The 22,723-nt window shown below is 57.9% G+C and carries 20 protein-coding genes and 1 tRNA gene; 16 read left to right on the forward strand and 5 right to left on the reverse strand.

Annotation, left to right across the window (positions count from 1 at the left end):
* The first annotated feature begins 10 nt into the window (after positions 1–10).
* From ascB to VSX58_RS01075, 4 genes are all read left to right on the forward strand, one after another.
* Positions 11–1,405, forward strand: a complete 1,395-nt coding sequence (gene ascB, locus VSX58_RS01060; protein WP_327616409.1) for a 6-phospho-beta-glucosidase — start codon at positions 11–13, stop codon at positions 1,403–1,405.
* A gap of 77 nt (positions 1,406–1,482) precedes the next feature.
* Positions 1,483–3,177: an alpha-L-rhamnosidase-related protein gene (locus tag VSX58_RS01065; protein WP_327616410.1), complete on the forward strand. Its 1,695-nt coding sequence runs from the start codon at positions 1,483–1,485 to the stop codon at positions 3,175–3,177.
* A 127-nt stretch (positions 3,178–3,304) separates the two neighbouring features.
* On the forward strand, positions 3,305–4,915 hold the full coding sequence (locus tag VSX58_RS01070; protein ID WP_327616411.1) for a carbohydrate porin: 1,611 nt from the start codon (positions 3,305–3,307) through the stop codon (positions 4,913–4,915).
* Between the two features lie 278 nt (positions 4,916–5,193).
* A complete protein-coding gene (locus VSX58_RS01075) occupies positions 5,194–6,078 on the forward strand; it encodes a nucleoside hydrolase (RefSeq protein ID WP_407654845.1) in 885 nt (294 codons plus the stop codon).
* A gap of 427 nt (positions 6,079–6,505) precedes the next feature.
* Here VSX58_RS01075 and VSX58_RS01080 read toward each other — a convergent pair.
* A tRNA-Val gene (locus VSX58_RS01080) sits at positions 6,506–6,582 on the reverse strand.
* Between the two features lie 20 nt (positions 6,583–6,602).
* Here VSX58_RS01080 and VSX58_RS01085 point away from each other — a divergent pair.
* The 3 genes from VSX58_RS01085 (at position 6,603) to VSX58_RS01095 (ending at position 8,699) form a co-directional block, all read left to right on the forward strand.
* Positions 6,603–6,809: a hypothetical protein gene (locus VSX58_RS01085; protein WP_327616413.1), complete on the forward strand. Its 207-nt coding sequence runs from the start codon at positions 6,603–6,605 to the stop codon at positions 6,807–6,809.
* A gap of 16 nt (positions 6,810–6,825) precedes the next feature.
* Positions 6,826–8,004 (forward strand): alpha/beta hydrolase, encoded by a 1,179-nt coding sequence (locus VSX58_RS01090; RefSeq protein WP_327616414.1) that lies wholly within the window; start codon positions 6,826–6,828, stop codon positions 8,002–8,004.
* A gap of 227 nt (positions 8,005–8,231) precedes the next feature.
* Positions 8,232–8,699, forward strand: coding sequence for a DMT family transporter (locus tag VSX58_RS01095; RefSeq protein ID WP_327616415.1), 468 nt, complete (start codon positions 8,232–8,234; stop codon positions 8,697–8,699).
* Positions 8,700–8,752: 53 nt separating this feature from the next.
* Here VSX58_RS01095 and VSX58_RS01100 read toward each other — a convergent pair whose 3' ends face one another.
* The 3 genes from VSX58_RS01100 to VSX58_RS01110 all read right to left on the reverse strand — a co-directional run bounded on the left by VSX58_RS01100 (position 8,753) and on the right by VSX58_RS01110 (position 11,507).
* Complete coding sequence (locus VSX58_RS01100; RefSeq protein WP_327616416.1) at positions 8,753–9,970, reverse strand: FAD-dependent oxidoreductase; 1,218 nt, start codon at positions 9,968–9,970, stop codon at positions 8,753–8,755.
* A gap of 83 nt (positions 9,971–10,053) precedes the next feature.
* A complete protein-coding gene (locus VSX58_RS01105) occupies positions 10,054–10,962 on the reverse strand; it encodes a DMT family transporter (RefSeq protein WP_327616417.1) in 909 nt (302 codons plus the stop codon).
* 35 nt (positions 10,963–10,997) lie between these two features.
* Positions 10,998–11,507 carry a MarR family winged helix-turn-helix transcriptional regulator gene (locus VSX58_RS01110; protein WP_327616418.1) on the reverse strand — a complete coding sequence of 170 codons (510 nt, stop codon included), beginning with the start codon at positions 11,505–11,507 and terminating at the stop codon, positions 10,998–11,000.
* A gap of 267 nt (positions 11,508–11,774) precedes the next feature.
* Here VSX58_RS01110 and VSX58_RS01115 point away from each other — a divergent pair, with 267 nt between their 5' ends.
* The 9 genes from VSX58_RS01115 to VSX58_RS01155 all read left to right on the forward strand — a co-directional run bounded on the left by VSX58_RS01115 (position 11,775) and on the right by VSX58_RS01155 (position 21,303).
* A complete protein-coding gene (locus VSX58_RS01115) occupies positions 11,775–12,671 on the forward strand; it encodes a LysR substrate-binding domain-containing protein (protein ID WP_327616419.1) in 897 nt (298 codons plus the stop codon).
* A 256-nt stretch (positions 12,672–12,927) separates the two neighbouring features.
* Positions 12,928–13,806, forward strand: coding sequence for a carbohydrate ABC transporter permease (locus VSX58_RS01120; RefSeq protein ID WP_327616420.1), 879 nt, complete (start codon positions 12,928–12,930; stop codon positions 13,804–13,806).
* A gap of 11 nt (positions 13,807–13,817) precedes the next feature.
* On the forward strand, positions 13,818–14,738 hold the full coding sequence (locus tag VSX58_RS01125; RefSeq protein WP_327616421.1) for a carbohydrate ABC transporter permease: 921 nt from the start codon (positions 13,818–13,820) through the stop codon (positions 14,736–14,738).
* 5 nt (positions 14,739–14,743) lie between these two features.
* On the forward strand, positions 14,744–16,027 hold the full coding sequence (locus VSX58_RS01130; RefSeq protein WP_327616422.1) for an extracellular solute-binding protein: 1,284 nt from the start codon (positions 14,744–14,746) through the stop codon (positions 16,025–16,027).
* 58 nt (positions 16,028–16,085) lie between these two features.
* Positions 16,086–17,522: a CehA/McbA family metallohydrolase gene (locus VSX58_RS01135; RefSeq protein WP_327616423.1), complete on the forward strand. Its 1,437-nt coding sequence runs from the start codon at positions 16,086–16,088 to the stop codon at positions 17,520–17,522.
* Positions 17,512–18,264, forward strand: coding sequence for an HAD family hydrolase (locus VSX58_RS01140; protein ID WP_327616424.1), 753 nt, complete (start codon positions 17,512–17,514; stop codon positions 18,262–18,264). Before VSX58_RS01135 ends, VSX58_RS01140 begins: the two co-directional genes overlap by 11 nt.
* Positions 18,252–19,373: an ABC transporter ATP-binding protein gene (locus tag VSX58_RS01145; protein WP_327616425.1), complete on the forward strand. Its 1,122-nt coding sequence runs from the start codon at positions 18,252–18,254 to the stop codon at positions 19,371–19,373. The genes VSX58_RS01140 and VSX58_RS01145 overlap by 13 nt, the downstream gene beginning before the upstream one ends.
* Positions 19,374–19,665: 292 nt before the next feature.
* Positions 19,666–20,343: a TetR family transcriptional regulator gene (locus tag VSX58_RS01150; RefSeq protein ID WP_327616426.1), complete on the forward strand. Its 678-nt coding sequence runs from the start codon at positions 19,666–19,668 to the stop codon at positions 20,341–20,343.
* Positions 20,344–20,385: 42 nt separating this feature from the next.
* Positions 20,386–21,303, forward strand: a complete 918-nt coding sequence (locus VSX58_RS01155) for a 4-hydroxy-tetrahydrodipicolinate synthase family protein (RefSeq protein WP_327616427.1) — start codon at positions 20,386–20,388, stop codon at positions 21,301–21,303.
* A 159-nt stretch (positions 21,304–21,462) separates the two neighbouring features.
* On the opposite strand, the gene VSX58_RS01160 is transcribed toward VSX58_RS01155, so the two are convergent.
* Complete coding sequence (locus tag VSX58_RS01160) at positions 21,463–22,722, reverse strand: D-amino acid dehydrogenase (protein ID WP_327616428.1); 1,260 nt, start codon at positions 22,720–22,722, stop codon at positions 21,463–21,465.
* Position 22,723 lies beyond the last annotated feature (1 nt).

Raw genomic sequence — 22,723 nt, forward strand, 5'->3', positions numbered from 1 at the left:
GAGATTAAAAATGAGTCATCGTTTTCCTGACGGTTTTTTATGGGGCGGCGCGATTGCGGCCAATCAGGCCGAGGGCGCTTACTTAACCGACGGTAAAGGGCTATCCACCTCCGATTTGCAGCCGCAGGGCGTGTTTGGCGAAATAGTGGAAAGGACGGAGGGCGATAGCGGCATCAAAGATGTGGCGATCGATTTTTATCACCGCTACCCGGAAGATATCGCGCTATTTGCGGAGATGGGCTTTAAGTGCCTGCGCACCTCGATCGCCTGGACGCGTATTTTTCCGCAGGGCGATGAGGACACGCCCAACGAAGCCGGGCTGGCATTTTACGATCGCCTGTTTGACGAAATGGCCAAACACCGCATTCAGCCGCTGGTGACGTTATCGCATTATGAAATGCCGTACGGGCTGGTGAAAAACTACGGCGGCTGGGGCAATCGTCAGGTAATCGCTTTTTTTGAACGCTATGCGCGCACGGTGTTCCAGCGTTTTCAGCATAAGGTTAAATACTGGCTGACGTTTAACGAAATCAATATGTCGCTGCATGCGCCCTTTACCGGCGTCGGTCTGCCGGAAAACAGCGACAAGGCGGCCATTTATCAGGCCATCCATCACCAACTGGTCGCCAGCGCGAAAGCGGTCAAGGCCTGCCATGAAATTATTCCCGATGCCAAGATCGGCAACATGCTGCTGGGCGGATTGCTCTATCCGCTGAGCTGCAAACCGGCCGATGTGCTGGAAACCTTGCAACAGAACCGGGAGTGGATGTTCTTTGGCGACGTCCAGGCGCGCGGCGCTTACCCGGCCTATATGAAACGTTTCTTTAAACAGCGCGCCATCGAATTGCAGATAACGGATGACGATCGGCAGTCGCTACGGGAAACCGTCGACTTCATCTCCTTCAGCTATTACATGACCGGCTGCGTGACGACCGACGAAGAGCTTAACCAGAAAGCGCGCGCCAATATCCTGAATATGGTGCCGAACCCCCATCTGGCGAGTTCGGAGTGGGGCTGGCAGATCGATCCCGAAGGGCTGCGCATCCTGCTGAACGTGCTGTATGACCGTTATCAGAAACCGCTGTTTATCGTGGAGAACGGGCTGGGCGCCAAAGACCGGATTGAAAGCGACGGCGGCATCAATGACGACTATCGCATTCAGTACCTGAATGACCACCTGATCCAGGTGGCGGAAGCGCTGGAGGACGGCGTCGAGGTGCTGGGCTATACCAGTTGGGGACCGATCGATCTGGTCAGCGCCTCGAAAGCGGAAATGTCGAAACGCTACGGCTTTATTTATGTCGATCGCGATGATCAAGGGTGCGGCACGCTGGAGCGGCGGCGTAAGAAAAGTTTTTACTGGTACCGCGATGTGATCAACAGCAACGGCGGTGCGCTGAAGTAGGTGCTGCGCGCCGTTTCGTCGGCCGGGGCCGTTAAGGCGTCGGCCATCGGTGTTATCCCTGTTGAACGGATCTTGACATGAATAGACGAGAGTTACTGATAAAGGCCGCCGTGGTCGCTTCCTGCATCAAAGTCTTGCCGATAGCGGGAGCGCAGGCGAAAACGGCAGCGCCTGCGCGGGCGAACAGCGCCGACGCCGCGTTGACGCCGGCGCAGCGTTATCTGCAACTGGCTGAATCCTTAAAGCCGACGCTGTCGGAAGTCTCTTATCCGCCGCTGGCGGTGGTGGAGCCGAAAGCGGACAAAAGCCACATGCTGGGTTACGTCATGCAGAAAACCGGCGGCATCGACGCGTTAGCCCAGCGTACTTTTAAGACGGGAGACAGCGTGATCGTCGATTTCGGCGATCACTATACGGGGTTCTTAACGTTTTTATTAGGTTGGAAGGGCGTTTCCTGTGATTCCCCGGCGCGTTTACGTTTGACCTTTGGCGAAGTGGTCACTGATGTTGCGGAACCTCTTTATCCTTATAACGGCTGGATTAGCGCGGCCTGGCTGCCGGAAGAGATCGTCAATGTCGATTTTCTGCCCGCGCCGGTAAGGATTGCCCGCCGGCAATCTTTTCGCTATGTGAAAATTGACGTCATTGCGACTTCATCCAACTTTAGCGTCACATTTGATGATATCCGGGTTCAGGCGGTGTCATCGGCCGGCGAGGATAAACACCTTCCGGCGCAGTATGACGGACCTTTATGGCGGGATATCGATAAGGCCAGTATCAGGACGCTGCATGAATGCATGCAGACGGTTTTCGAAGATGGCCCGAAACGGGATCGCCGCCTATGGTTGGGCGATCTGCGCCTACAGGCTTTGGCTAACTATGTCAGTTTCAACAATACGGATTTGGTGCGCCGCTGCCTGTATCTGTTTGCCGGCCTGCAACGCGATGATGGCTATGTGACGGCCTGTGTTTATGAAAAGCCCGTCCCGAGAATAGGCGAGGTGGTATTACTTGATTATGCCGCGCTGTTCGGCTGCGTTTTGCTGGATTATTTCCACGCCAGCCGGGATAAAACCACCGTTGTTGAACTGTGGCCGATAGCGAAAAAGCAAATTGAGCTGCTGTTGCGGCATGTGAATTCGGATGGCGTATTTATTATTCCGGAAAAAGATTATGTATTTATCGACTGGAACACTGGGGAGGATCAGGCCGCGGCGACGCAAGGAATGGACAAACAGACCGCGATGCAGGGATTGTTGATCTATAGCTGTCGGCGTTTGGTTGAACTGGCAAAGGTGATTTCCCCGACGGAGAATATGGACGGCGTCGTTGATAAAATAACCAAAATGACCGCAGCGGCTAAAAACGTATTTTACGATCCGACATTACAGCTATTTATTAGCGGCGGAAACCGGCAAATATCCTGGGCGTCGCAAATATGGATGGCATTGGCTAATGTATTACCGCAGAAAGAGACCGCGATTTCTTTACGGAAAGTCATGGCGACGCCTGAGGCAATTCGGCCGCTGACGCCTTATTTATATCATCATATGGTTGATGCGCTGGTGCAAAGCGGATTAACCACGCAGGCTAAAGAATTAGTCGAAAACTATTGGGGAGGAATGATAAAAGCAGGAGCGGATACCTTCTGGGAAGCCTTCGATCCGGACAATCCTCAGGCTTCGCCTTATGGCAGTAAACAAATTAATAGTTATTGTCACGCGTGGAGTTGTACGCCGAGTTATTTTATTCGTAACCAATTTAGGAAATAAAAAAACACAGATACTACATAGGTGCGGCTAGCGCACGGAAATTTTTATTATAAATCGTTCATAGATGCTGTCGACGGCATCGTAGGTTGTTTTTTATTTTAACTCCGTACTTTATCGGGAAAACATTATGCGTAAAAAACACTGCTCTCTGAAACTGATTGTATTATTAATCTCTTCGGTAATTTTATCTAATAGTGCGATAGCGGCAACATTAACCATAGAAGAAAGATTGGCCCTATTGGAAAAGGAGTTGGCGGAGAATAAACAAGAGTTACGCTCGACCAAAAAAGAGCTGCGGGAATATAAGGCGATAGCCGAAAGCCGGCGGACAGCGGTAGCCGCCGGCAGTATTGAAAAACCGACCGGGCAGGAGCGTATTGTCACCGAAGTGGTTCAGACTCAGCCGGCAGGAACGCCGCAGACGGCGGCCGCGACGGAACAAAAATCGCTGACGCTGCATGAACTCAGCAAATTTATCAAAGATGATATCGGCTTCAACTACCGAGGATATTTCCGTTCGGGATGGGCGACCGGTACGCGCGGCGCGCCGAAGTCTTACGCGATTGGTTCGGTGGGGCGCTTCGGCAACGAAAACGGCGCCTGGTTCGATCTGGAATTGTCGCAGAAAGTCTATGATCAAAATGGAAAAACGGCTAAGGCCGTGGTGATGCTGGATGGTAATGTCGGTTTGCAATACAGCAGCGGATGGTTTGACAAAGATTCGGAAAATGTACTGGCATTTTCAGATATCTATCTGACCACAAAAGGCTTTTTACCATTCGCGCCGGAAGCCGACTTCTGGGTGGGTAAACACAACATGCCGGTCTATGAAATTCAGATGCTGGACTGGAAGAGCCACCGCACCAACGCGGGGGCCGGCGTGGGTATTGAGAATTGGCAACTCGGGCCCGGCAAGCTGAATGTGTCGTTGACGCGCCAGGATCTTAACGCGCATGCGGTGGATTACGATACGTCGAACAATACGCAGCAGGTTAATACCAACTCCGTCGACCTGCGCTATAAAGAACTCCCGCTGTGGGATAAAGCCACGCTGGAAGTTTTCGGCAGATATGCGATGGCGAATCATAACGATACCACGCGCAGCAATGAAAATGACGGCAGTTATTACAGCGTGAAGGATGCCTGGCATACCGGCGTTATTTTAAGACAGAATTTCGCTGACGGCGGCTTTAATGAGTTTACCCTGCAAGGGGCGGATAACTCCATCGCCAGCGGCTATGCGCTTATTTCCGACGCCAACCCTTCCTATGGTTATAACGACGACTATTATGGCGAGCACAGCTATGGAAAAGCGTTCCGCCTAATCTCTCAGGGCGAGATGTATTTGCATCCGAAAGTGATTATGGCTAATGCGCTGGTCTATTCCCGCGGCAGTGATATCTACAGTTATGACACCGGCGCCCATACCGACTTTGAAAGCGTGCGCGCGGTTATTCGTCCTGCCTATATATGGGAAAATAATAATCAAACCGGCGTGGAATTGGGGTGGTTTGATCAGAAAAATAAAGTGGGCGGCGCGGAATATCATGAGTCCGGTTATAAAACCACGCTGTTTCATACCATCAAAGTGGATACCAGTATGCTGACGTCTCGTCCTGAAATTCGTTTCTATGGCACTTATCTGAAGGCGTTGGATAACGAGATAAGCCAATTCCAGTTTGCGGATAGTAAAAGCGATCAGTTTACCGTGGGGGTGCAGGCGGAAGTTTGGTGGTGACGAACGGTTATTTATATAACTGCCGTGGGTGAGGCTATTCTCGTCTCTGGCAGTGCAATGTTTGTCAGCATATTCGTACGAATATCCAGACATTGAATAATAGAGAAGCATGTCTGGATATCATTATAGGTAAGGGTTGAATAATGAATAAACACTGTTCAATAAAAGCGCGATTACACGCCGTAGTGGCTCTATTTTGGATCATGCTTCTGGGAGCGCCGGCGATTGTGAGCGCGCAGCCTCTGTTTGATGTCGCCGCGCATAAACAGATTCGCGTAATGATAAGCAGCGATGCCAAGAACGAAGCGGATGATGATTTTGCGGTGGCGCATGCGCTGCTGACGCCGACCTTTCAGGTTAAGGGGGTCATCGCCGCCCACTATGCCCGCAGCGCGCCGTTAATGAAACGCGATTCCGGCGCCAGCATGGAAAATAGCTATCAGGAGTTGAAGCATCTGCTGACTCTCATGGGGAAAACCAGCGTGCCGGTGTATCGCGGCGCGGCGGATGCGCTCAAAAAAGGGGAGACGCCTCCGGCGTTAAGCGAAGGGGCGAAGGCGCTGATTAATGAAGCGATGAAGCAGGATAATACTCCGCTGTTTGTGCTGGTGATGGGGCCGGTGACGGATATCGCCGCCGCTTTGCTGGCGGAGCCTCGCATCGCGCAAAAAATGACGGTGGTATGGATTGGCGGAATGCCCTATCCCAAAGGGGGGTGGGAATACAATATGTTTAATGACCCTGAAAGCGCCAATGTGTTGTTCAAATCACCGGTGCCGCTATGGCAAGTTCCGCACAATGTCTATATGTCCGTGCGGGTCTCGTTGAGCGAGCTGGCGCTGAAAGTGAAGCCTCAGGGGCCGGTGGGGGCATATCTCTGGAATCAGCTGATCGAGTTCAATCAGATGATTTCAAACGTGATAAAAGATGTTCCCTGGCCGAAGAGCGAAGTTTGGGTATTAGGAGACAATCCCTCGGTATCGCTGTTATTGGACGATCACGAATACCACTACACGCTACGCGATGCGCCGCAGTTAAATGGCGATCTTACCTACGCCCCGCAGCCCGGCGCGCGTCAGATTCGGGTTTATAATCAGGTGGATGTACGCTTCACGCTGGAGGATTTTTACGCCAAACTGGCGCTGGCCTATGGCGGTAAATAACTATAGCCGCGCCTCGGACAAGCCGCTGCGGCGGATGCCCGGACGCAGATACCGGCAAACGTCCGGCTATTAATGAGAAACTTCCCGGCGACTCGCTGAGAGCCATTCTGACATCGTCGGGATGGTTGGGCATAGTCGAGATCTTAATCACAGAAATATTTTGATCATGTTGAATAAATTGAAATTTCCTTCATCCTCTAAGGGAAACAGGGCGTAACTATTATATGAACGTAACCTGACGACGGTTGATTAACAATTAACCGTCGTCAGGTTTTTTTATGAAGGGGGACAGCCGGATAATAAAGAAGTCAGCAAGAAAGAGTATGTTGGCGCGATAACGCTAATGGCGGCGTCAGCCTCTAACCGGAGCGCCCGGCGTTTTATCTGATGTGATATTTAGAAATACTAGATGAGGACAAACATAGATTGGTACGACCGAGTGGACTCGAACCACCGACCCCCACCATGTCAAGGTGGTGCTCTAACCAACTGAGCTACGGTCGTACAGGACAGGTTACGCTTTAATGAACTACGGCCTTCAAGCTAACCTTATGATTAAAAAGCTATTTTTTATCCAAGTATCTGGAATGGACGCTATTATGGACTGGTCCGGGGTCGATGGCAAGTCCTTTGTCCATCATCCCTTTTCAGATGCTGAATGTTTGGTCAATCAGGTATGCGCCGTTACTGATTTTGGCCTGACGGTAAAGCGATTTTCCCTATTACTATGAAAGCGGACTGATAAAAATGAAAAACACATACCTATCGTTAATCGCCGCGGGAGTTCTTGCGGCGATATCCATCAACGCCGCCGCGTTGCCCGCCGATTTTCCTACCTCGCCGGCGATGAATGTGCCGGTTAAACAATACGTCACGGCGGTTAACGCCGATAACAGCATCACGTTCCGCCTGTTCGCGCCGACGGCGAAAAAAGTCAGCGTATTCACCGGCGCCACGCCTGAGAGCATTGCGTCCCATGCGATGACGAAAGATGAGTCAGGCGTGTGGTCGTTTAAAACGCCGGCGCTGGCGCCTAACCTGTATGAATATTTTTTCAGCGTGGACGGTTTTCGCACCATTGATACCGGCACGGCGTTTACCAAGCCGCAGCGGCAGGTGAATACCAGCCTGATCCTGGTGCCGGGGAGTATTTTGGACGTGCGCCAGGTTCCGCACGGCGAGTTAAGAACGCTGACGTATCGCTCCAACGCATTGCAATCGGAGCGACAGCTGTATGTCTGGACGCCGCCCGGCTATAGCGAAGCCTCTAAGCCGCTGCCGGTGCTCTACTTCTATCACGGCTTTGGCGATACCGGCGCGTCGGCGGTGGCGCAGGGCCGCATTCCGCAGATAATGGATAATCTGCTGGCGGAGAAAAAGATCGAGCCGATGCTGGTCGTCATCCCCGACACGGAAACGGACGTTCCCGGCATCGTCCCGGAAGAATATCCGCCGCAGGAGCGGCGCAAGGCGTTCTACCCGCGTAACGCGCTGGCGGCGGACAGGGAGCTGATTCATGACATCATTCCCGAAATCGGCAAGCGGTTTAACGTACGCTCGGATGCGGCGGGGCGGGCGCTGGCCGGGCTATCGCAGGGCGGCTATCAGGCGCTGGTGTCGGGCATGACGCATCTGGATCACTTTGGCTGGCTGGCGACATTCAGCGGCGTGACGACGGAAACGGTGCCGAACGCCGCCGTAACGGCGCAGCTTGCGCGCCCGGAGCAGATCAACCGGCAGTTGCGCGACTTTACCGTGGTTATCGGTGAAAACGACAATGTTACCGGCAAGGATATCGCCGGGCTTAAAACGCGTCTTGAGGAGAAAGGGGTACATTTCAGCTATACCCAATACGCGAATCTGGGCCATGAAATGGACGTGTGGCGTCCGGCTTATATGGCGTTCGTGCAAAAGCTGTTTAAGTAACGCCGAAAGGGCAGCCTCCGAGGCTGCCTACACTTCACTGCGGAAATCTTCCGCCGCCGTGTCTCAGTGCCCGCGTTCGCCGGTTCGGCGCGCGCAGGTGTCAATTTTAAGCGATAACGGTAAACTGTGCGCCGGACGTAAATCCGGCTTCATCGCCGGATGCGACGATGCAGGCGTCCGACATGAGCGCCGGGCGATCGTTGGTGTAATCGAAGTAAGGAATAAGTATGAATATGGCGTATTTGTTGATGGCGCTGGCGGGCGGCGCCGGTTTATCCATTCAGGCCGCCGTCAACAGCCGGTTGAGCGCAGGCGTGGGCGGTCAACCGCTTATCGCCGCGTTGATTTCATTCGGCATCGGCGGGTTGTGCCTATTGGCGGTGGCGTTGATTCAGGCTGACTGGCATAGCGCGGGGGCGAATATCGGACAGCAGTCGTGGTGGCGCTGGATCGGCGGCGTCATCGGCGCGGCTTTTGTGTTCACTTCCATCTTTCTGGCGCCCAAGCTCGGCGTCTCCAACACCATGTTTCTCTTTATTCTCGGTCAGTTGGCCTCTGGCATGATTATTGACAATTATGGCCTGATTCAGATGCCGGTGCGGCCGGTGCACTGGTGGAAATTCGCCGGGATGGGCGTAATGCTGCTGGGGCTGTCGCTGTTTATGTTCGGCGAGCGCTGGTTTCGGCACGCCTGATGCGAACAATTTCCCTGCATCGCTCCATTCCGATGCCATCGCCGCTTGCCGCGTTAACGCGGAAATCGAGGGAGCTCGCGGCGAAATCCCAATCCAATAATGCGCCCGGTCAGGTGCGGCAGCCAGGGTTGGCGGATCATCCATCTCACCAATGCCGGCGGGCGTCGGGCAGCGGCGCGGGGCTGCGAGTCTCCTTTGCCGGTCATCATTAGCTGCAAGCGCTGGATGATCCGGGTGGGAAATTCGCGCCGCCGCTGCACGCGATTCAGTACGTTCAGTCCGACCGGTCCGCGCGCCAGCGGCCCGGCCAGAAGGTTGGCGGCGGCCACGGCATCTTGAATGGCGAGGTTTACCCCCACGCCGCCGATAGGGGACATGGCGTGCGCCGCATCGCCGATGCACAAAACGCCCGCCGCCGCCCAGCGATCTAGCCGGTCGATGCGAATATCCAGCAATTTAACATGCTCCCAGTCCGGCACGGCCGAGGAGAGCCGCTCGACGCCGACGGGCGATGCGGCCGCGATCCGTTGCAGCAGCGCCGGCAGGCCCTGCCGCTTGATCTCGGGAAGGGTGCCTTTGGCGATGCTGTAGCCGCATTGCCAGTAGTCGCCCCGATCCAGCATGATGAAATTATTCTTAGGACCGCCGTGCCCGCTGGCCCAGTTTTCATCGCCGTCCGCTTTGGGCAATTTCATCCACAGCACATCCCGCGGCATGCCGAAGCTGCGGCCGGTCAGGCCCGCCGTTCGGCGCACCACCGACCGGCGGCCGTCGGTGCCGATCACCAGCCCGGCGCGGATCCGCAGCGCGCCGCCATCGGCGTCCAGCGCCTCCACGCCCGTGACCGCGCCATCTTCCTGAATAACTTTCACCACCCGCGTCGAGTGCAGCAGGCGGAATCCCGGCAGCGACTGGCTCTGCTGCGCCAGAAAATTGAGAAAATCCCATTGCGGCATCAGCGCCATAAAACGGCACAGACACGGCAGGCGCCTGAAGTCGGCCATGACGATCCGCCTGCCGTTGAATTCCCCGATTAGCGTTTCGACCCGCTGATGCGGCAAGCGCAACAGCGGTGCCAGCAGATCCAGGCGCGCCATGATTTCCAGCGTGGAGGGATGGATGGTATCGCCGCGGAAATCGCGCAAAAAGTCGGCATGCTTTTCCAGCACCAGAACGGAGACGCCGGCGCGCGCCAGCAGATAGCCGAGCATCAGCCCGGCCGGCCCTGCGCCGACGATGCAGCAGGGAGTTTCCAGAAACGTATCGGTCATAGAGATACCGTCAGACGGGGAAAATTTAATGATAGAGATCCGGCGCCAGGTTGCAAATAATTATCATTTCCTTTTTGCCGGCGCTATGTTTGCTTTCCTTCCGCTTTACCGGATAGAAAGCTCATCGCCAACAGCGTAGCGATGGTTATCGCGCTGCCTGCCATCTGAACGTTTTCCATTTTTTCGCCGAGAAACAGATAGGCGCCTACAATGCCGAAAACCGGGATGAGGTTTAGAAACATACCGGTAAGGCCGGCGCTGATGTGCTTTAACGCCGCCAGAAAGAATGTAAACGCGAGTGCGTACTGCAGAATGCCGGAAAAGAGCGCCAATACGCTTATCCCGCCGTCCGGGAGGGAAAATGAGTCATCGCTAAAAATCGACTCAACGATAAACGCGAATAGCGCGGCGACCAGCGCAATGGATTGCTGATAGGTCACGATGACGATTGCCTGGGCCTTGGCGACGGCGCGCGCCGTCAGCACCACATAGCATGCCGCCGTCACTATGCCGCCAATAATCAGCGCATTGCCGAGCAAACCATTGTCCACCAGCCCGGACAGGCTGTCGCCCAGCGAAAAATACAGACCGACAAGCATCAGAGCGGATAAATAGATCACGTGCTTATGCGTTCTTTCTTTAAACAGCACGAACCCAATGATGATGATGAATACCGGCTCCAGGGATTGTAGCAGCGCCGCGTCGCTGGCTCTGGAATAGGTCAGTCCTATCAGCACCAGAACATAGGTTAAAAAAGGCTCTAATAAACCGAGCAGACTGACGCCCAAAAGGGATTTGATGCCGGGGAGCGCCGTTTTTTTCAACAGCAGAACTACCCAGAGAAATAGCACGCTGGCGCCCAGCTGCGACAGCAGCAGCGGAATGGGCGGACAGGCCGCCAATACGCTTTTTGACATAACCAGGGCCATGCCCCAACACCCGGCGGCCAGAATGGCGAATGCCGCGCCCTTAATATGCCTGTTTGAGATCATATTTCATCCGGTATTAATGTGCAGCGGGGCCGCTTTTATCGGCAGGGCTCCGCGGGGCAGCGATCTTGCGGGCAGGCGTTGAGGTCGCAAAGCCGGCAGACGGAATCCGAGGTTTGGCGATCGATGACGGCGCCTTCCAGTATTTTGCTAATAAGGTTTAAAAACACCGTTTTTTCATCGCCGCTCAAGGGCGAAACGAACTGCTCCAGCGTGGTGTATCTCTCCTGTAGAATGCGCCGCATCTCGCGCTCGCCTTGCTCGGTAAGATGCAGCGTCGCCGAACGGCTATCGTCGGGAGAACGCGCTTTATAAACCAGATCCGTCTCTTCCAGCTTCTGAACAAGCCGGGTCGCGGCGGATTGCCCCATAGAGAGCGCCGATTGCAAATTGCTCAGCTTGTCGGAGAAAAGCCCTATCTGCACCAGCGCGGAAGGGTACGACGCGTTCATACCCAGCGCCTCATTGGTTGCGGCGGAGATACGATCGGAAACCGCGAAGCAGAATGCGCCCAGTATATTTAACAGACGCAGTTCAGATTGGTTCATTAGATCCTACTTTCAGTAAGGGATTAGATGATAGATATATGTATCACTCATGCATTTAAACGGCAAGGCGTATCTATCCGCGCGGCGGCGTAACCGGGGTTGCCCTGCGGGAGAGGTCGGAGAAGGGGCGGCGCTGTCGAACTCCGGCCGGGAGCGCTATGGGAAAGCATGCCGGGCGGATGACCTGAAATCCAGAATGTCATTTTTTAGTCATTTTACCGTCTTATTTTGCTTGCAGCGCTAATGACGAGAAACGGACGGTTAACGATGCTTCCCCCCCTACGCGCCCTGACGGCCTTCGAAGCGGTAGCCCGCCTGGGGTCGATCGGCGCCGCCGCCCGCGAACTGCACGTAACGCAATCCGCGGTCAGCCAGCAGTTGAAAAGCCTGGAGCTCTATCTCGGCTGCCCGCTCTTCGAACGCGGCAACAAGCGCGTCGCGCTAACCGACAAGGCGCAGCAATATCTGCCGGTGGTGGCCGGCTCTCTGCAGCACCTGCGGCAGCAAACTCAGCTGCTATTCGGCGATAGCCAGCAGGCGGATATCTTAACCATCAACGCCAACCACTCGTTCGGGCATAACTGGCTGATCCCGAAACTGCACGATTTTACCTGCCGCTATCCGTTTATTCGCCTCGATCTGAATCTGGTGGACTGGCCGTCGCGCGAGCCCTGCAAGGACGCGGATATCGAACTGACGAACGGTTTCGTCGAAACCGGCGACACGCGGGCGGAAAAGCTGTTCCAGGAGCACTGGCTGATGGTGTGCAGCCCCGATTTCAAGGCGCGGCACCAAGAGGCGCTGGCGAAGGGGGAACTGGGGCGGCTGCCCGCGGTGCAGGTTAAGGGCTATGAGGAGAGCTGGCTACAGTGGCTGGCGCACAACCATCTTTCCCCCGTCACTCCCGATATTCGGATCGCCATCAGCAACTCTCTGCACGCTCTGCAGGCGGTGAAACATGGCGCGGGCATGATGCTGGTGCGTTCCCTTGTGGCGCATAACGCGTTAAAAAATAAAGAAGTAGTGCTGGCGATTAACGGTTCGATGCTGTCCGAGTCCGGGCATTATCTCATCACAAAACATTCCCGCTCGGCGAAAGTGAGCTTGTTCTGCCAGTGGCTGCATAGCCAGTATGCGGTGGAGCTGCTCGACGCGGTCGAGTAGCGCGTTTTCAGCATGCGATTATTTCCGCGCCGTAGCGCCGTGCCGGAAAATTTTTATGACGGGCTTTCCGCCGTCACCGTTCGGGCCGTCGCAAGCGACGTTGAACATCTCTCCCGGCGATTTTTTAATGTATCCGCCGTTGGTGATTAAGTTTTTCTAATGCCCATTATTAAAAAACGTACGGCCTCTCCCCAAAAAACTGTCATACGCGCGCTCTAGTATTGCCGCACTGACGTTGAGAAGAGAGATGATGAAGATGCAATCTCACACACTGCGGAAAAGGTTACAGGTGCTGCTTTTCGTCGCGCCGCTGCTGGTTCCGCTGGTCACCTTCTGGCTGATTCCATTCTGCGTCAGCGTCTATATCAGCTTTACCGACTGGGATTATATCTCCGCCGATTACCATCTGGTCGGCCTGGAGAATTACCGCTATATGCTGGAGAGCGACGATTTTCTACAGGCGCTGGGCAACACCCTGCTATTCGCCTGCGGCGTGACGCTGCCTACCGTGGCGCTGGGACTGTCGCTGGCGCTGCTGCTGCATAAAAATTTTCGCGGCAGCCGCCTCTACCAGGCGGTGATTTTTTCCCCGTGGATCACCCCGACCGTCGCGGTGTCCATCGTCTGGTCCTGGGTGTTCGATACCAAGGCCGGATTGGCCAACCTGCTGCTGGGCAAGATGGGGTTCGCCCCGGTTCCCTGGTTGGAAAACGGCGGCAGCGCGCTGCTGGCGGTGACGATCGTGACGATATGGCAGGCGGTGGGGTGGACCCTGCTGTTCTATATCGGCGCGCTGAACAAAATTCCCCGCTCGCTGTATGAGGCTTCGTTGATCGACGGCTGCCGCCCGGCGGTGCGTTTTTTCAGGATTACGCTGCCGCTGATTTCGCCGACCACGTTCTTTCTCGCCGTGGTGAACATGATTACCGCGGTGCAGGCGTTCGATCAGTTCCGCATCCTGACGCAGGGCGGACCGAGCGGCGGCACGCGCACGCTGCTCTATCTGTTTTATCAGCAGGCGTTCGAGCAGTTCGACATGGGCATGGCGACCGCGACCTCGCTGGTGATTTTGCTGATCGCCGGCGCGCTCACGCTCCTCAACGTCGTCATCGGCAAACGCTGGGTTTACTACTAAAGGCTATCATTATGACCGTCGATATCTTCATTCCGGACGCGCGCTCCGCGCCGCGGGAGCAGCCGCGCCGCCGGCAACGGCGCCGCTCGCCGAAAAAATCTCGCGCGCCGCGGGCGGCGACCGTCTGCAAGCATCTGTTGCTGACGGCGACCGGGCTAATCATGGTATTTCCCTTTATCTGGATGCTGTCCGGCGCGCTGAAATCCAACGACGAAATATTCAGCAGCCCGCTGAATCTGATCCCGCGGCGCATCCGCTTCTCCACCTTCGCGGATACCTGGCAGAGCGCGCCGTTCGGGCAATATATTTACAACAGTTTCAGCGTCGCGCTGGTTACCACGCTGTTGGTCGTCGTCAATTCGGCGCTGTTCGCCTATGCGATCGTTCAGTTCAAATTCCGCGCCCGCGCGCTGCTGTTTTTCATCGTGATGGGGTGCTACATGATACCCGGCGCGGTGACCTATATTCCGGCCTACATTATTCTGTCGCACTTCAATCTGCTGGATACGCATATGGGGCTGGTGTTCTCTAGCGCGGCCAGCGTGTTCGGCGTTTTCTACTTGCGGCAGGTATTCCTGAAGATTCATCCGTCGCTGATTGAGGCGGCCCGCATCGACGGCGCGGGAGAGTTGAAAATCCTGGGCAGAATCGTGCTGCCGCAATGCAAAGCGGCGCTGGCGACGCTGTTTCTCATCACCTTCATCACCAATTACAACAGTTACCTGTGGCCCGGCCTGGTGATCACCTCACAGGATCTGAACCTGATTTCGGCGGGCGTCCGCCAGTTCTTTATCGCGGAAGGCAACTACGGGCTCAACTGGTCGCAGGTGATGGCGGCGAGCGCCATCGCGGTGTTGCCGCTGCTGCTGCTGTTTGTTTTCGCGCAAAAAATCATCTTATCCGGCATCGCCGACAACGGCGTAAAAGAGTGATCATCATGAAAAAAACGCAATTAGCAGTCGTCTGTTCGACAATCGTCCTTGGCGCGCTCTGTTTTTCCTCGCAGGCGCTGGCGAAAACCGAAGTCAACTTTTGGTATTCCGGCGGCGCCAAGCCGCAGCAGTTGATGAAAGATCTCATCGCTGAGTTCAACCAAAATCAGGATGAGTATGAAATTAAAGGCGCGCTACAGGGGGATTACCAGGAAACCTTTCAAAAACTGCAGGCGGGGTTAGCCTCTAAAACGGCGCCGTCGCTGGCGCTGGTGAACTCGGTCACCGGCAAAACGCTGGCGCGGCGCGGCGTGCTGCGGGATTTGCGGCCGTACATGGACGCGGAGTTCAATTTCGCCGATTTCGTCGCCGCGTTTCGCCGTCAGGTCACCGACGCCGACGGTTCGGTGCACGCCATCCCGGCCTACGGCACCACGCAGGTGCTGTACTACAACAGGCAGATGCTGGCCGATCTCGGCTTTAGGGCCGACAGCTTGAAAACCTGGCAGGGGCTGTCCGCAGTCGCCGCCAAGGCCGCTCGGCGCGACGCCCGCGGCGAGACCGTTTTTTACGGCTGGGAGCCGATGTGGGGCAACGGCAACCTGATCGATGCGGCGTTCTCCAACGGCGCCGAGGTGCTTAGCGACGACGGTAAAAAAGTGCTGATCGACTCTCCGGCCTGGGTGGAAGTGTTTGAAGGTTTCAGAAAGTGGATTCACGAAGACAAAATTATGCGTATTCACCACGGCGGCCAGGGTTGGGAATATTGGTATAAAACCATCGATGACGTGATGAAGGGCCGGGCGCTGGGCTATACCGGCTCCTCAGGCGATCAGGGCGATCTGGACTTCGCGAAAATCGCCGCGGCGCCGCAGCCGGGATGGGGGGCGAATCCGTCCGCGCCGCAGGCCGGCGCGCTGGAGTTCGTGCTGCCTAAAGGAACGGACGACAAAGCGGCGCAGGGCGCCTTCGCCTTTATCCGTTATTACACCAAGGCGGCCAATACCGCCCGCTGGTCGATGTTTACCGGCTATATTCCCGTGCGCAACAGCGTGACGGCGGACCCCGGCTACAAAGCCTATACCGATAAGAATCCTCAGGCGCTGGTGCCCTTAACGCAGGCCGGTTCCGCCACCCCGGATTTCCTCGATCCTACCGGCGGCAAGATCCTCGATGCGCTGGCGATCGCCGCGGACCAGATAGAGATTGAAAATGTTCCGGCGCAAAAGGCGCTGCAACAGGCGGCCAAAAGCGCGCAGCGCGCGCTGGATCGCGCCAACCGTCCCTGATGGAAAGGCGGCGGCACGCCGCCGCTATATAATCGTATTGTCTGCACGGGAATCATTGATGATGAATTTCAACGGCGAACTGGGCTTCGGACACCAGAGCTTCTCTTTCACCGTGCCCGCCGCCGCCGGCGGCATCGCCCTGCAGGGGAGCACCGGCAAAAAAGGGCTGATTTACGCCTACCTGTACGATCCGCAGGGGCGCATACGGGCCAACATTCTGCTGGAAAAACAGCCAAAGCGGCTGGTTATCGGCCGCGAGAGCGCTTCGTCAGGCGGTTTCAAAGGCGAGATCGTCGCGGGGGAGTGGCGGCTGCATATTTATCAATTGTTCGGGGAAATGCGCAACCCCGACCCGCTGCCGTATCGCATCCGGATTGAATTTGACGCCGAGCCGCAGAGTATCGGGCTGCCGACCGTACCGGCGCTCAATACCGCTAATCGGGTCGTTTTCGACTACGGCGCGGTCAAGCGCCGCGAAACCCGCTGGTATCGCGGCGATCTGCACGCCCACAGCGTGCTTTCGGACGGCCATAACGCGCTGGACGCCGTGGTGGATATCGTAGCGCGCCAGCGGCTGGACTTTTTTTTCCTGACCGAGCACAACCTGTGCCATGCCGAACTGCCGCTGATGGACAACGCGCTGATCCTGCCCGGTATCGAAGTCACCACCGATCTGGGGCACTTTAACGTGCACGGGCCGGAGCGCGGCCTGGATATGAATGGCCTGGCCTATTCGAGCGAGGCGCTGATCGCGCGCGGACTGGCGCTGGCCGCGTCCGGGCGCGGCAATATCAGCATCAACCATCCGATGATGAAGCCGTGGCACTGGCTGTACCGCGAGATGCCGCTCCATCGGGTTAACTCGCTGGAAGTGTGCTGCGATCCGACCTGGTCCACCTCGCCGCAATCCGCCGATGATGCTCTGCAGGTGCTTAGCGCCATGTGGAACGCCGGTTGGCGCATCACAGCCGTCGGCGGCAGCGATTCTCATTTGACGCCCGACGAGCGTAATCCAAACGCGACGGAGCCGTCGATCTACGGCGATCCCGCAACCTTCGTCTATGCGCCGGAGCTGAGCGGCGACGCCATTCTGCGCGGGCTGCGTCAGGGGCGCGTTTATCTCGAACGCCGCTGCCGGTTGGCTTTCGCCATCAACGACGGCGCCCTGCTGCCGGGCGATAGCGTCGGCGACGATAGGGTCGAGTACCGGCTGGCGGTGGCGGACACGACGCGCTCTTATGTCGCCGAATGCGTCATCGACGGCGAGTGCGTCGGCCGCTATGCGTTGGGGCAAGAACCGGTGCGTTTTTCGGCGGATCTGCGCCGGCGCGCCTGGGCGCGGGTCGATATCCGTCGCGCCGACGGCGACGGCCGCGGCCGGGAGTTCGAGGCGCTGATCAACCCGGTTTATAACCGTAACGCCGCCGTATTCGGCCAACCCGCGGCGCAGACCTGGGGCGAACTGCTGGAGATGATGAATCGCCATGAGATTTAAAGGATTACTCTTCGATAAGGACGGTACCTTGCTGGAGTTTCACGCCATGTGGCTCCAGGTCGCGCGCGCGGTGGCGGCGCGTCTGCTGCAACGGTATCCGGACGCCGCCGCTACCGGACCGGCCTTGCTGGCGGCGATCGGCGCGGCGGGCGATCGCATCGCCAGCCAGGGGCTGCTCGCCGCGCATCCGACGGAGGATATCGCGCGGGAATGGCACCGGATGATGGCGCCCGGCGGCGGCCTCGCGCCGTTTACCCGGGAGGTAAAGGGGCTGTTCAACGCTCAGGTCGCGGGCAATCCGGCGTCAATCCGCGCCCTGCCGGGCGTAAAAGAGAAGCTGGCGGTGCTGAAAGCGCGGGGCTTCAAGCTGGGCGTGGCGACGGCGGACAGCAAAGACGCCACCCTCTTTAGCCTGAAGCAAGCGGGGCTTTATCCCCTGTTCGACTATATCGGCTATTCCGACGGCGACGTCGCGCCTAAGCCCGCGCCCGCACTGCTCCAGCGCTTCTGCGCCCGCTGCGATCTTGCCGTCGGCGAGGTGGTGATTTTCGGCGACACCGTTTCCGATATGTTATTCGGGCGCAACGCCGGCGCCAAACGCGTCGGGGTGCTGACCGGCGCCGCCACCCGGGAGGAGCTGGCGCCTTATGCGGATATGATTCTGGCGTCGGTGGCGGATGTTAACGCCGGCCTGCTCCGGCGGCTGGCGCATAAAGAGGGGGAACAAGCATGGCTGGAGTAGCGCTGCGCGGCGTAGAGAAAGTCTACCCTAACGGATATAAGGCGGTGCATGGCATCGATCTGAGTATCGAAGAGGGGGAGTTTATGGTCTTTGTCGGTCCGTCCGGCTGCGCCAAATCGACCATTCTGCGGATGATCGCCGGGCTTGAGGAGATCAGCGAAGGCGAAATCGCCATCGGCGGGCGGCGGGTCAATCATCTGGCGCCCAAAGATCGCGGCATCGCCATGGTCTTCCAGAACTACGCCCTCTATCCGCATATGTCGGTTTACGAAAATATGGCGTTCGGCCTGAAGCAGCAAAAACTGCCGAAGGCGGAGATCGACCGGCGCATACAGGAAGCGGCGCATGCGCTGGAGATCGCCCATCTGCTGAACAATAAACCGGGGGAGATGTCGGGCGGACAGCGGCAGCGGGTGGCGCTGGGGCGCGCCATGGTGCGAAAACCGGAGGTCTTCCTGTTCGATGAGCCGCTCTCCAACCTGGACGCCCGACTGCGGGTCTCCACCCGCGTCAGCATCGCCCGGCTGCACAATTCGCTGAAGCGCGAAGGGCAGAACGCCACCATGATTTACGTGACCCACGATCAGGTGGAGGCGATGACGCTGGGCGATCGCATCTGCGTGCTGAACCAGGGGCGCGTCATGCAGGTGGATACGCCGATGAATCTGTATCAACGCCCCGCCAATCGCTTCGTCGCCGGTTTTATCGGCTCGCCGGCGATGAACATGCTCCGCGGGCTACTGGTCTCCGCCGGCGCGCAGGCGCGTATCCGGCTCGATGACGGCACGGAATTAACGCTGCCGCCGGACAAGGCGCAGCGTGTGGCGCATTATGCCGGACAGCGCGTTTGGTTGGGGCTACGCCCGGAACACCTGGCGGTGGTTTCCGCCGCGCAGGCGCGCGACGCCATCGCCGCCAGGGTTAATGTGGTCGAGTCGATGGGAAATGAGCAGTTTGCCTACTTTGAACTCAACGGCGTCACGCTAATCGCCCGCATTCCCTTCGTCCCGGGCAAGGCCGTCGCCCCGGACGATAGCCTGCTGCTGCGCTTCGATATGGCGCATTGCCACCTGTTTGCCATCGACACCGAACGATCGCTGCTGGCTTAGCCGTCTCCGCTTATCATCGGCGTTCCGCCGGCGATAAGCGCGGATGCGGCGGTTACGCTCCGCTCGCGGACGAATCCCGACGCCGCGCGCCACACCTTCGCCTAAGCGCGAGCGGATAATCTCAATGTTCTCAAATCGTTGCGCCTGCTTTCCCGTAGCGGCGGAATTCAACTATGGAAAGTTGAAAAAAGCATTTCAAATAACCGTTTTAATCTCTTTATGATGTGTCATCGGTTTCGGCGCGCGCGGCGCCGGACAACATTGATATTTACCTCCTGAGGAGAATCACAACGTGGCAGCGACCAAAACGGAAATCAGGGAGCCTGACGTCAGGCAAAGGATCCTGAACGAGGCGATCACTATTTTTGCCAGCAAAGGGGGCGAACTGACGACGATTCGTGAAATTACCGAGGCGACGCGCGTCAATATCGCCGCGGTGAACTATTACTTCGGTTCGAAGGAGGGGCTTCTCAAGGCGGTCTTGAACGCGGTGCTGGATCCGCTGAACGCCATGCGTCTCCGTTTGCTGGATGCGGTCGAGGAGCAATACCGACACGAGGCGCCGCCGGTCGAGGCGCTGCTGGAAGCGTTGCTCCGGCCGCTGGTCAAGACGGCGCGCGCCCCGGACGGCGGGCGCATCGCCGTCCGGCTGCTGCAGCATCTGCGCGCCGCGCCGCGGGAGTCCGTCACCGCGCTGGTTTCGGATAAGTTTGATCATGTCGCCGCCCGTTTTTTCGCGGCTTTCGAACGCGCGGCGCCGCAGCTATCGCGGGCCGAGATCGTCTGGCGCTATGAGTTCGCGCGCGGCGCGGCCATGCATGTGCTTGCGGACTCCGATCCGCAGTCCGGGCGGCTGGCCGTACTCTCCCGCGGGCTGTGCAACAGCGACGACGATGATGAAGTGTTGGCCAATTTACTGCGTTTTGCGGCGGCGGGCTTTAATGCGCCGCCGCTGGGGGAGCGTGCCTGAAATGATGGCGAAAACGTATTTATTCGTATGTAGGAGAGCGCGATGAGTAACGACTTAATTACCGGGTCATTCGTGGCCGTTATTACCCCTTTTAATGAAAACGGTTCGGTGGACTATGAAGCGTTTCGCACCCTGTTGCATTTTCAGGAAAGCAACGGCACGTCGGCGGTATTGATTATGGGATCGACGGGAGAGGTTTCCATGCTCTCTCCCGAGGAGAGAAAAGAAATTATCCGGCGTACGGCGCAATTTAAAACCGGCGGGATGAAAATATTTTACGGTTGCACGGGAAATAATACCGATACCAGTATCGATTATGTGCGCTATGCCAGGGACCAGGGGGCCGATGGCGCTATTCTGGCCGCTCCTGCCTATATTTGCGCCGGCGAAGAGGATATTGAACGCTACTTTCTTGAGATCGCGGACGCGACGGATTTACCTCTGGGAATCTATAATAATCCTCCGCGGGTAAAGACCGATCTGCACTGGAATTCGCTATTGCGTATTTTTAAGCATCCCAACTACGTCATTCATAAAGAATCCACGACGCGGGTAGGGCAGGTGGCGCAGGTTCTGGCGGGCAACCCCAATGTCTCCGTGATGTGCTGCGATTCGCCCAATCTGGGATTGGTGGTGCCGACGATGTCGCTGGGCGGGCACGGCACGGCGAATATGACAGGCAACATCGCGCCCGCCGAACTGGCCGAGATCTCCCGTCCCTGGCGCGAACCGGGCGATGCGGCGCGCTTCCGCGCGGCCTATCAACATCTTTTGCCGCTGCTGCACTACACCTATTCGGCCATCAACCCGGTTGCGGTGAAATCGCTGATGAAGGCGGTCGGCCTGCCGGCGGGCAGTCTGCGCCGTCCGCTGAGCGATCTTCAGGGCGAGGCGTTGCAGCGCGGCGTCGAGGTGGTTAAACAACTGGGGCTGGCCGAAAAATATGGCTGGTCTGTTTAAGCGCGTCTTTCCCGGCGCCGAGGCCGTCAGCTCCGGCGCCGTCCTTGGCGCATAGCGCCGGCAATTCCGTCATCCCTGTATCTTATCCCGTCGTCCCCGCCTACTGGCCGCGGGGACGACGGATTCGGCGCAATCCTTTTCTTCGCCGCCATCCCCGCGTCAGCGGCGGCGCGCCAGCGTGAGTCCCGCCAGATCGATATCCGACGGCCGGCCGGCGACGGCGTCCGCCACCAGCCTTCCGACGCCCGCCGCCTGGGTCCAGCCGTTGGAGCCCTGGCCGCAGGCCAGAAACAGCCCGGCGAACGGGGTTTTTCCCAGATAGCCGGGGCCGTCCGGCGTCATCGGGCGCAGGCCGCACCACGACGCCAAATGGCGATAATCGCCGGCGTTGGGAAATAGCGCCCTGGCGACGTCGGCGACGAAGGCGCACGCCTTGTTATTCGGCCGGGTGGAGAAGTCGGCCACTTCGGCGATGCCGGCCACGCGCAGCCGGTCGCCCAGCCGGGCGATCATCACCTTGCGCGATTCAAGCATTACCGCCGAGCGGGGCGCCGCATCGGGATTCGCGATATCCAGCGTGACGGAATAGCCTTTGACCGGGTAGATCGGCAGCCGGATGCCCAGCGGCCTGACCAGCCGGGCGGCGTCGCAGCCCAGCGCGACCACCGCCGCGTCCGCCGCGATCGGGCCGCGATCGGTCTCGACGCCGATGATAGAGTGCCGGCGTCCGTCGCGGATCAGGCCGGCGATCGCGGTGTTGAAATGGAAGCGTACCCCCCGTTGTTGCAAATGCCGCGCCAGTTCGCGGGTGAACAGGGCGCAGTCGCCGGTCTCGTCCCCCGGCAGGTGCAGCCCGCCGGTGAGCGAAACGGCGGAGTGCGCCAGCGCCGGTTCGATGGCCCTGACGCCCGCGGCGTCCACGATGCGGTGTTCGACGCCGAAACTTGTCAGTACGCGGGATGCCTGATCGGCCATCTCCAACTCCTGCGGAGTGCTGAACAGTTGCAGCACGCCCAGCGCCTGCTGGTGGTATTGGATGCCGCTCTCCTCCCGCAGCTCCTTCAGGCAGCGTTGGCTGTAGTGCGCGATGCGCTGCATGCGGGCCTTGTTTGTCCGGTAGCGTTCGAGCCGGCATTCGCGGGCGAAGCGCCACAGCCAGCGCCACTGCTCCGCATCCAGGCGGGGACGCCATTTCAGCGGCGCTTGCGGTTCGAACAGCCAGCGAAGGGCCTTTGTCATCATACCGGGCGCGGCCCAAGGACCGGCGAAGCCGGGACACACGCCGCCGGCGTTGGCGAAGCTGGCCTCCAGCCCCGCGTCGGGCCGGCGGTCGATAAGTTCGACGTCGAATCCCTGCCGATGCAGATACCAGGCGGTGGTCACGCCGATCACGCCGGCGCCGAGCACTATTACTTTCATG

It is taken from the genome of Brenneria populi (genome assembly GCF_036016195.1).
GTDB classification, from domain to species: domain Bacteria; phylum Pseudomonadota; class Gammaproteobacteria; order Enterobacterales; family Enterobacteriaceae; genus Brenneria; species Brenneria populi.

Bases quoted from the DNA above. Each gene is read 5' to 3' on its own strand.
- ascB (WP_327616409.1), top strand. From the start codon at position 11: ATGAGTCATCGTTTTCCTGACGGTTTTTTATGGGGCGGCGCGATTGCG.
- VSX58_RS01065 (WP_327616410.1), top strand. From the start codon at position 1,483: ATGAATAGACGAGAGTTACTGATAAAGGCCGCCGTGGTCGCTTCCTGC.
- VSX58_RS01070 (WP_327616411.1), top strand. From the start codon at position 3,305: ATGCGTAAAAAACACTGCTCTCTGAAACTGATTGTATTATTAATCTCT.
- VSX58_RS01075 (WP_407654845.1), top strand. From the start codon at position 5,194: ATGATAAGCAGCGATGCCAAGAACGAAGCGGATGATGATTTTGCGGTG.
- VSX58_RS01085 (WP_327616413.1), top strand. From the start codon at position 6,603: ATGAACTACGGCCTTCAAGCTAACCTTATGATTAAAAAGCTATTTTTT.
- VSX58_RS01090 (WP_327616414.1), top strand. From the start codon at position 6,826: ATGAAAAACACATACCTATCGTTAATCGCCGCGGGAGTTCTTGCGGCG.
- VSX58_RS01095 (WP_327616415.1), top strand. From the start codon at position 8,232: ATGAATATGGCGTATTTGTTGATGGCGCTGGCGGGCGGCGCCGGTTTA.
- VSX58_RS01100 (WP_327616416.1), bottom strand. From the start codon at position 9,970: ATGACCGATACGTTTCTGGAAACTCCCTGCTGCATCGTCGGCGCAGGG.
- VSX58_RS01105 (WP_327616417.1), bottom strand. From the start codon at position 10,962: ATGATCTCAAACAGGCATATTAAGGGCGCGGCATTCGCCATTCTGGCC.
- VSX58_RS01110 (WP_327616418.1), bottom strand. From the start codon at position 11,507: ATGAACCAATCTGAACTGCGTCTGTTAAATATACTGGGCGCATTCTGC.
- VSX58_RS01115 (WP_327616419.1), top strand. From the start codon at position 11,775: ATGCTTCCCCCCCTACGCGCCCTGACGGCCTTCGAAGCGGTAGCCCGC.
- VSX58_RS01120 (WP_327616420.1), top strand. From the start codon at position 12,928: ATGCAATCTCACACACTGCGGAAAAGGTTACAGGTGCTGCTTTTCGTC.
- VSX58_RS01125 (WP_327616421.1), top strand. From the start codon at position 13,818: ATGACCGTCGATATCTTCATTCCGGACGCGCGCTCCGCGCCGCGGGAG.
- VSX58_RS01130 (WP_327616422.1), top strand. From the start codon at position 14,744: ATGAAAAAAACGCAATTAGCAGTCGTCTGTTCGACAATCGTCCTTGGC.
- VSX58_RS01135 (WP_327616423.1), top strand. From the start codon at position 16,086: ATGATGAATTTCAACGGCGAACTGGGCTTCGGACACCAGAGCTTCTCT.
- VSX58_RS01140 (WP_327616424.1), top strand. From the start codon at position 17,512: ATGAGATTTAAAGGATTACTCTTCGATAAGGACGGTACCTTGCTGGAG.
- VSX58_RS01145 (WP_327616425.1), top strand. From the start codon at position 18,252: ATGGCTGGAGTAGCGCTGCGCGGCGTAGAGAAAGTCTACCCTAACGGA.
- VSX58_RS01155 (WP_327616427.1), top strand. From the start codon at position 20,386: ATGAGTAACGACTTAATTACCGGGTCATTCGTGGCCGTTATTACCCCT.
- VSX58_RS01160 (WP_327616428.1), bottom strand. From the start codon at position 22,722: ATGAAAGTAATAGTGCTCGGCGCCGGCGTGATCGGCGTGACCACCGCC.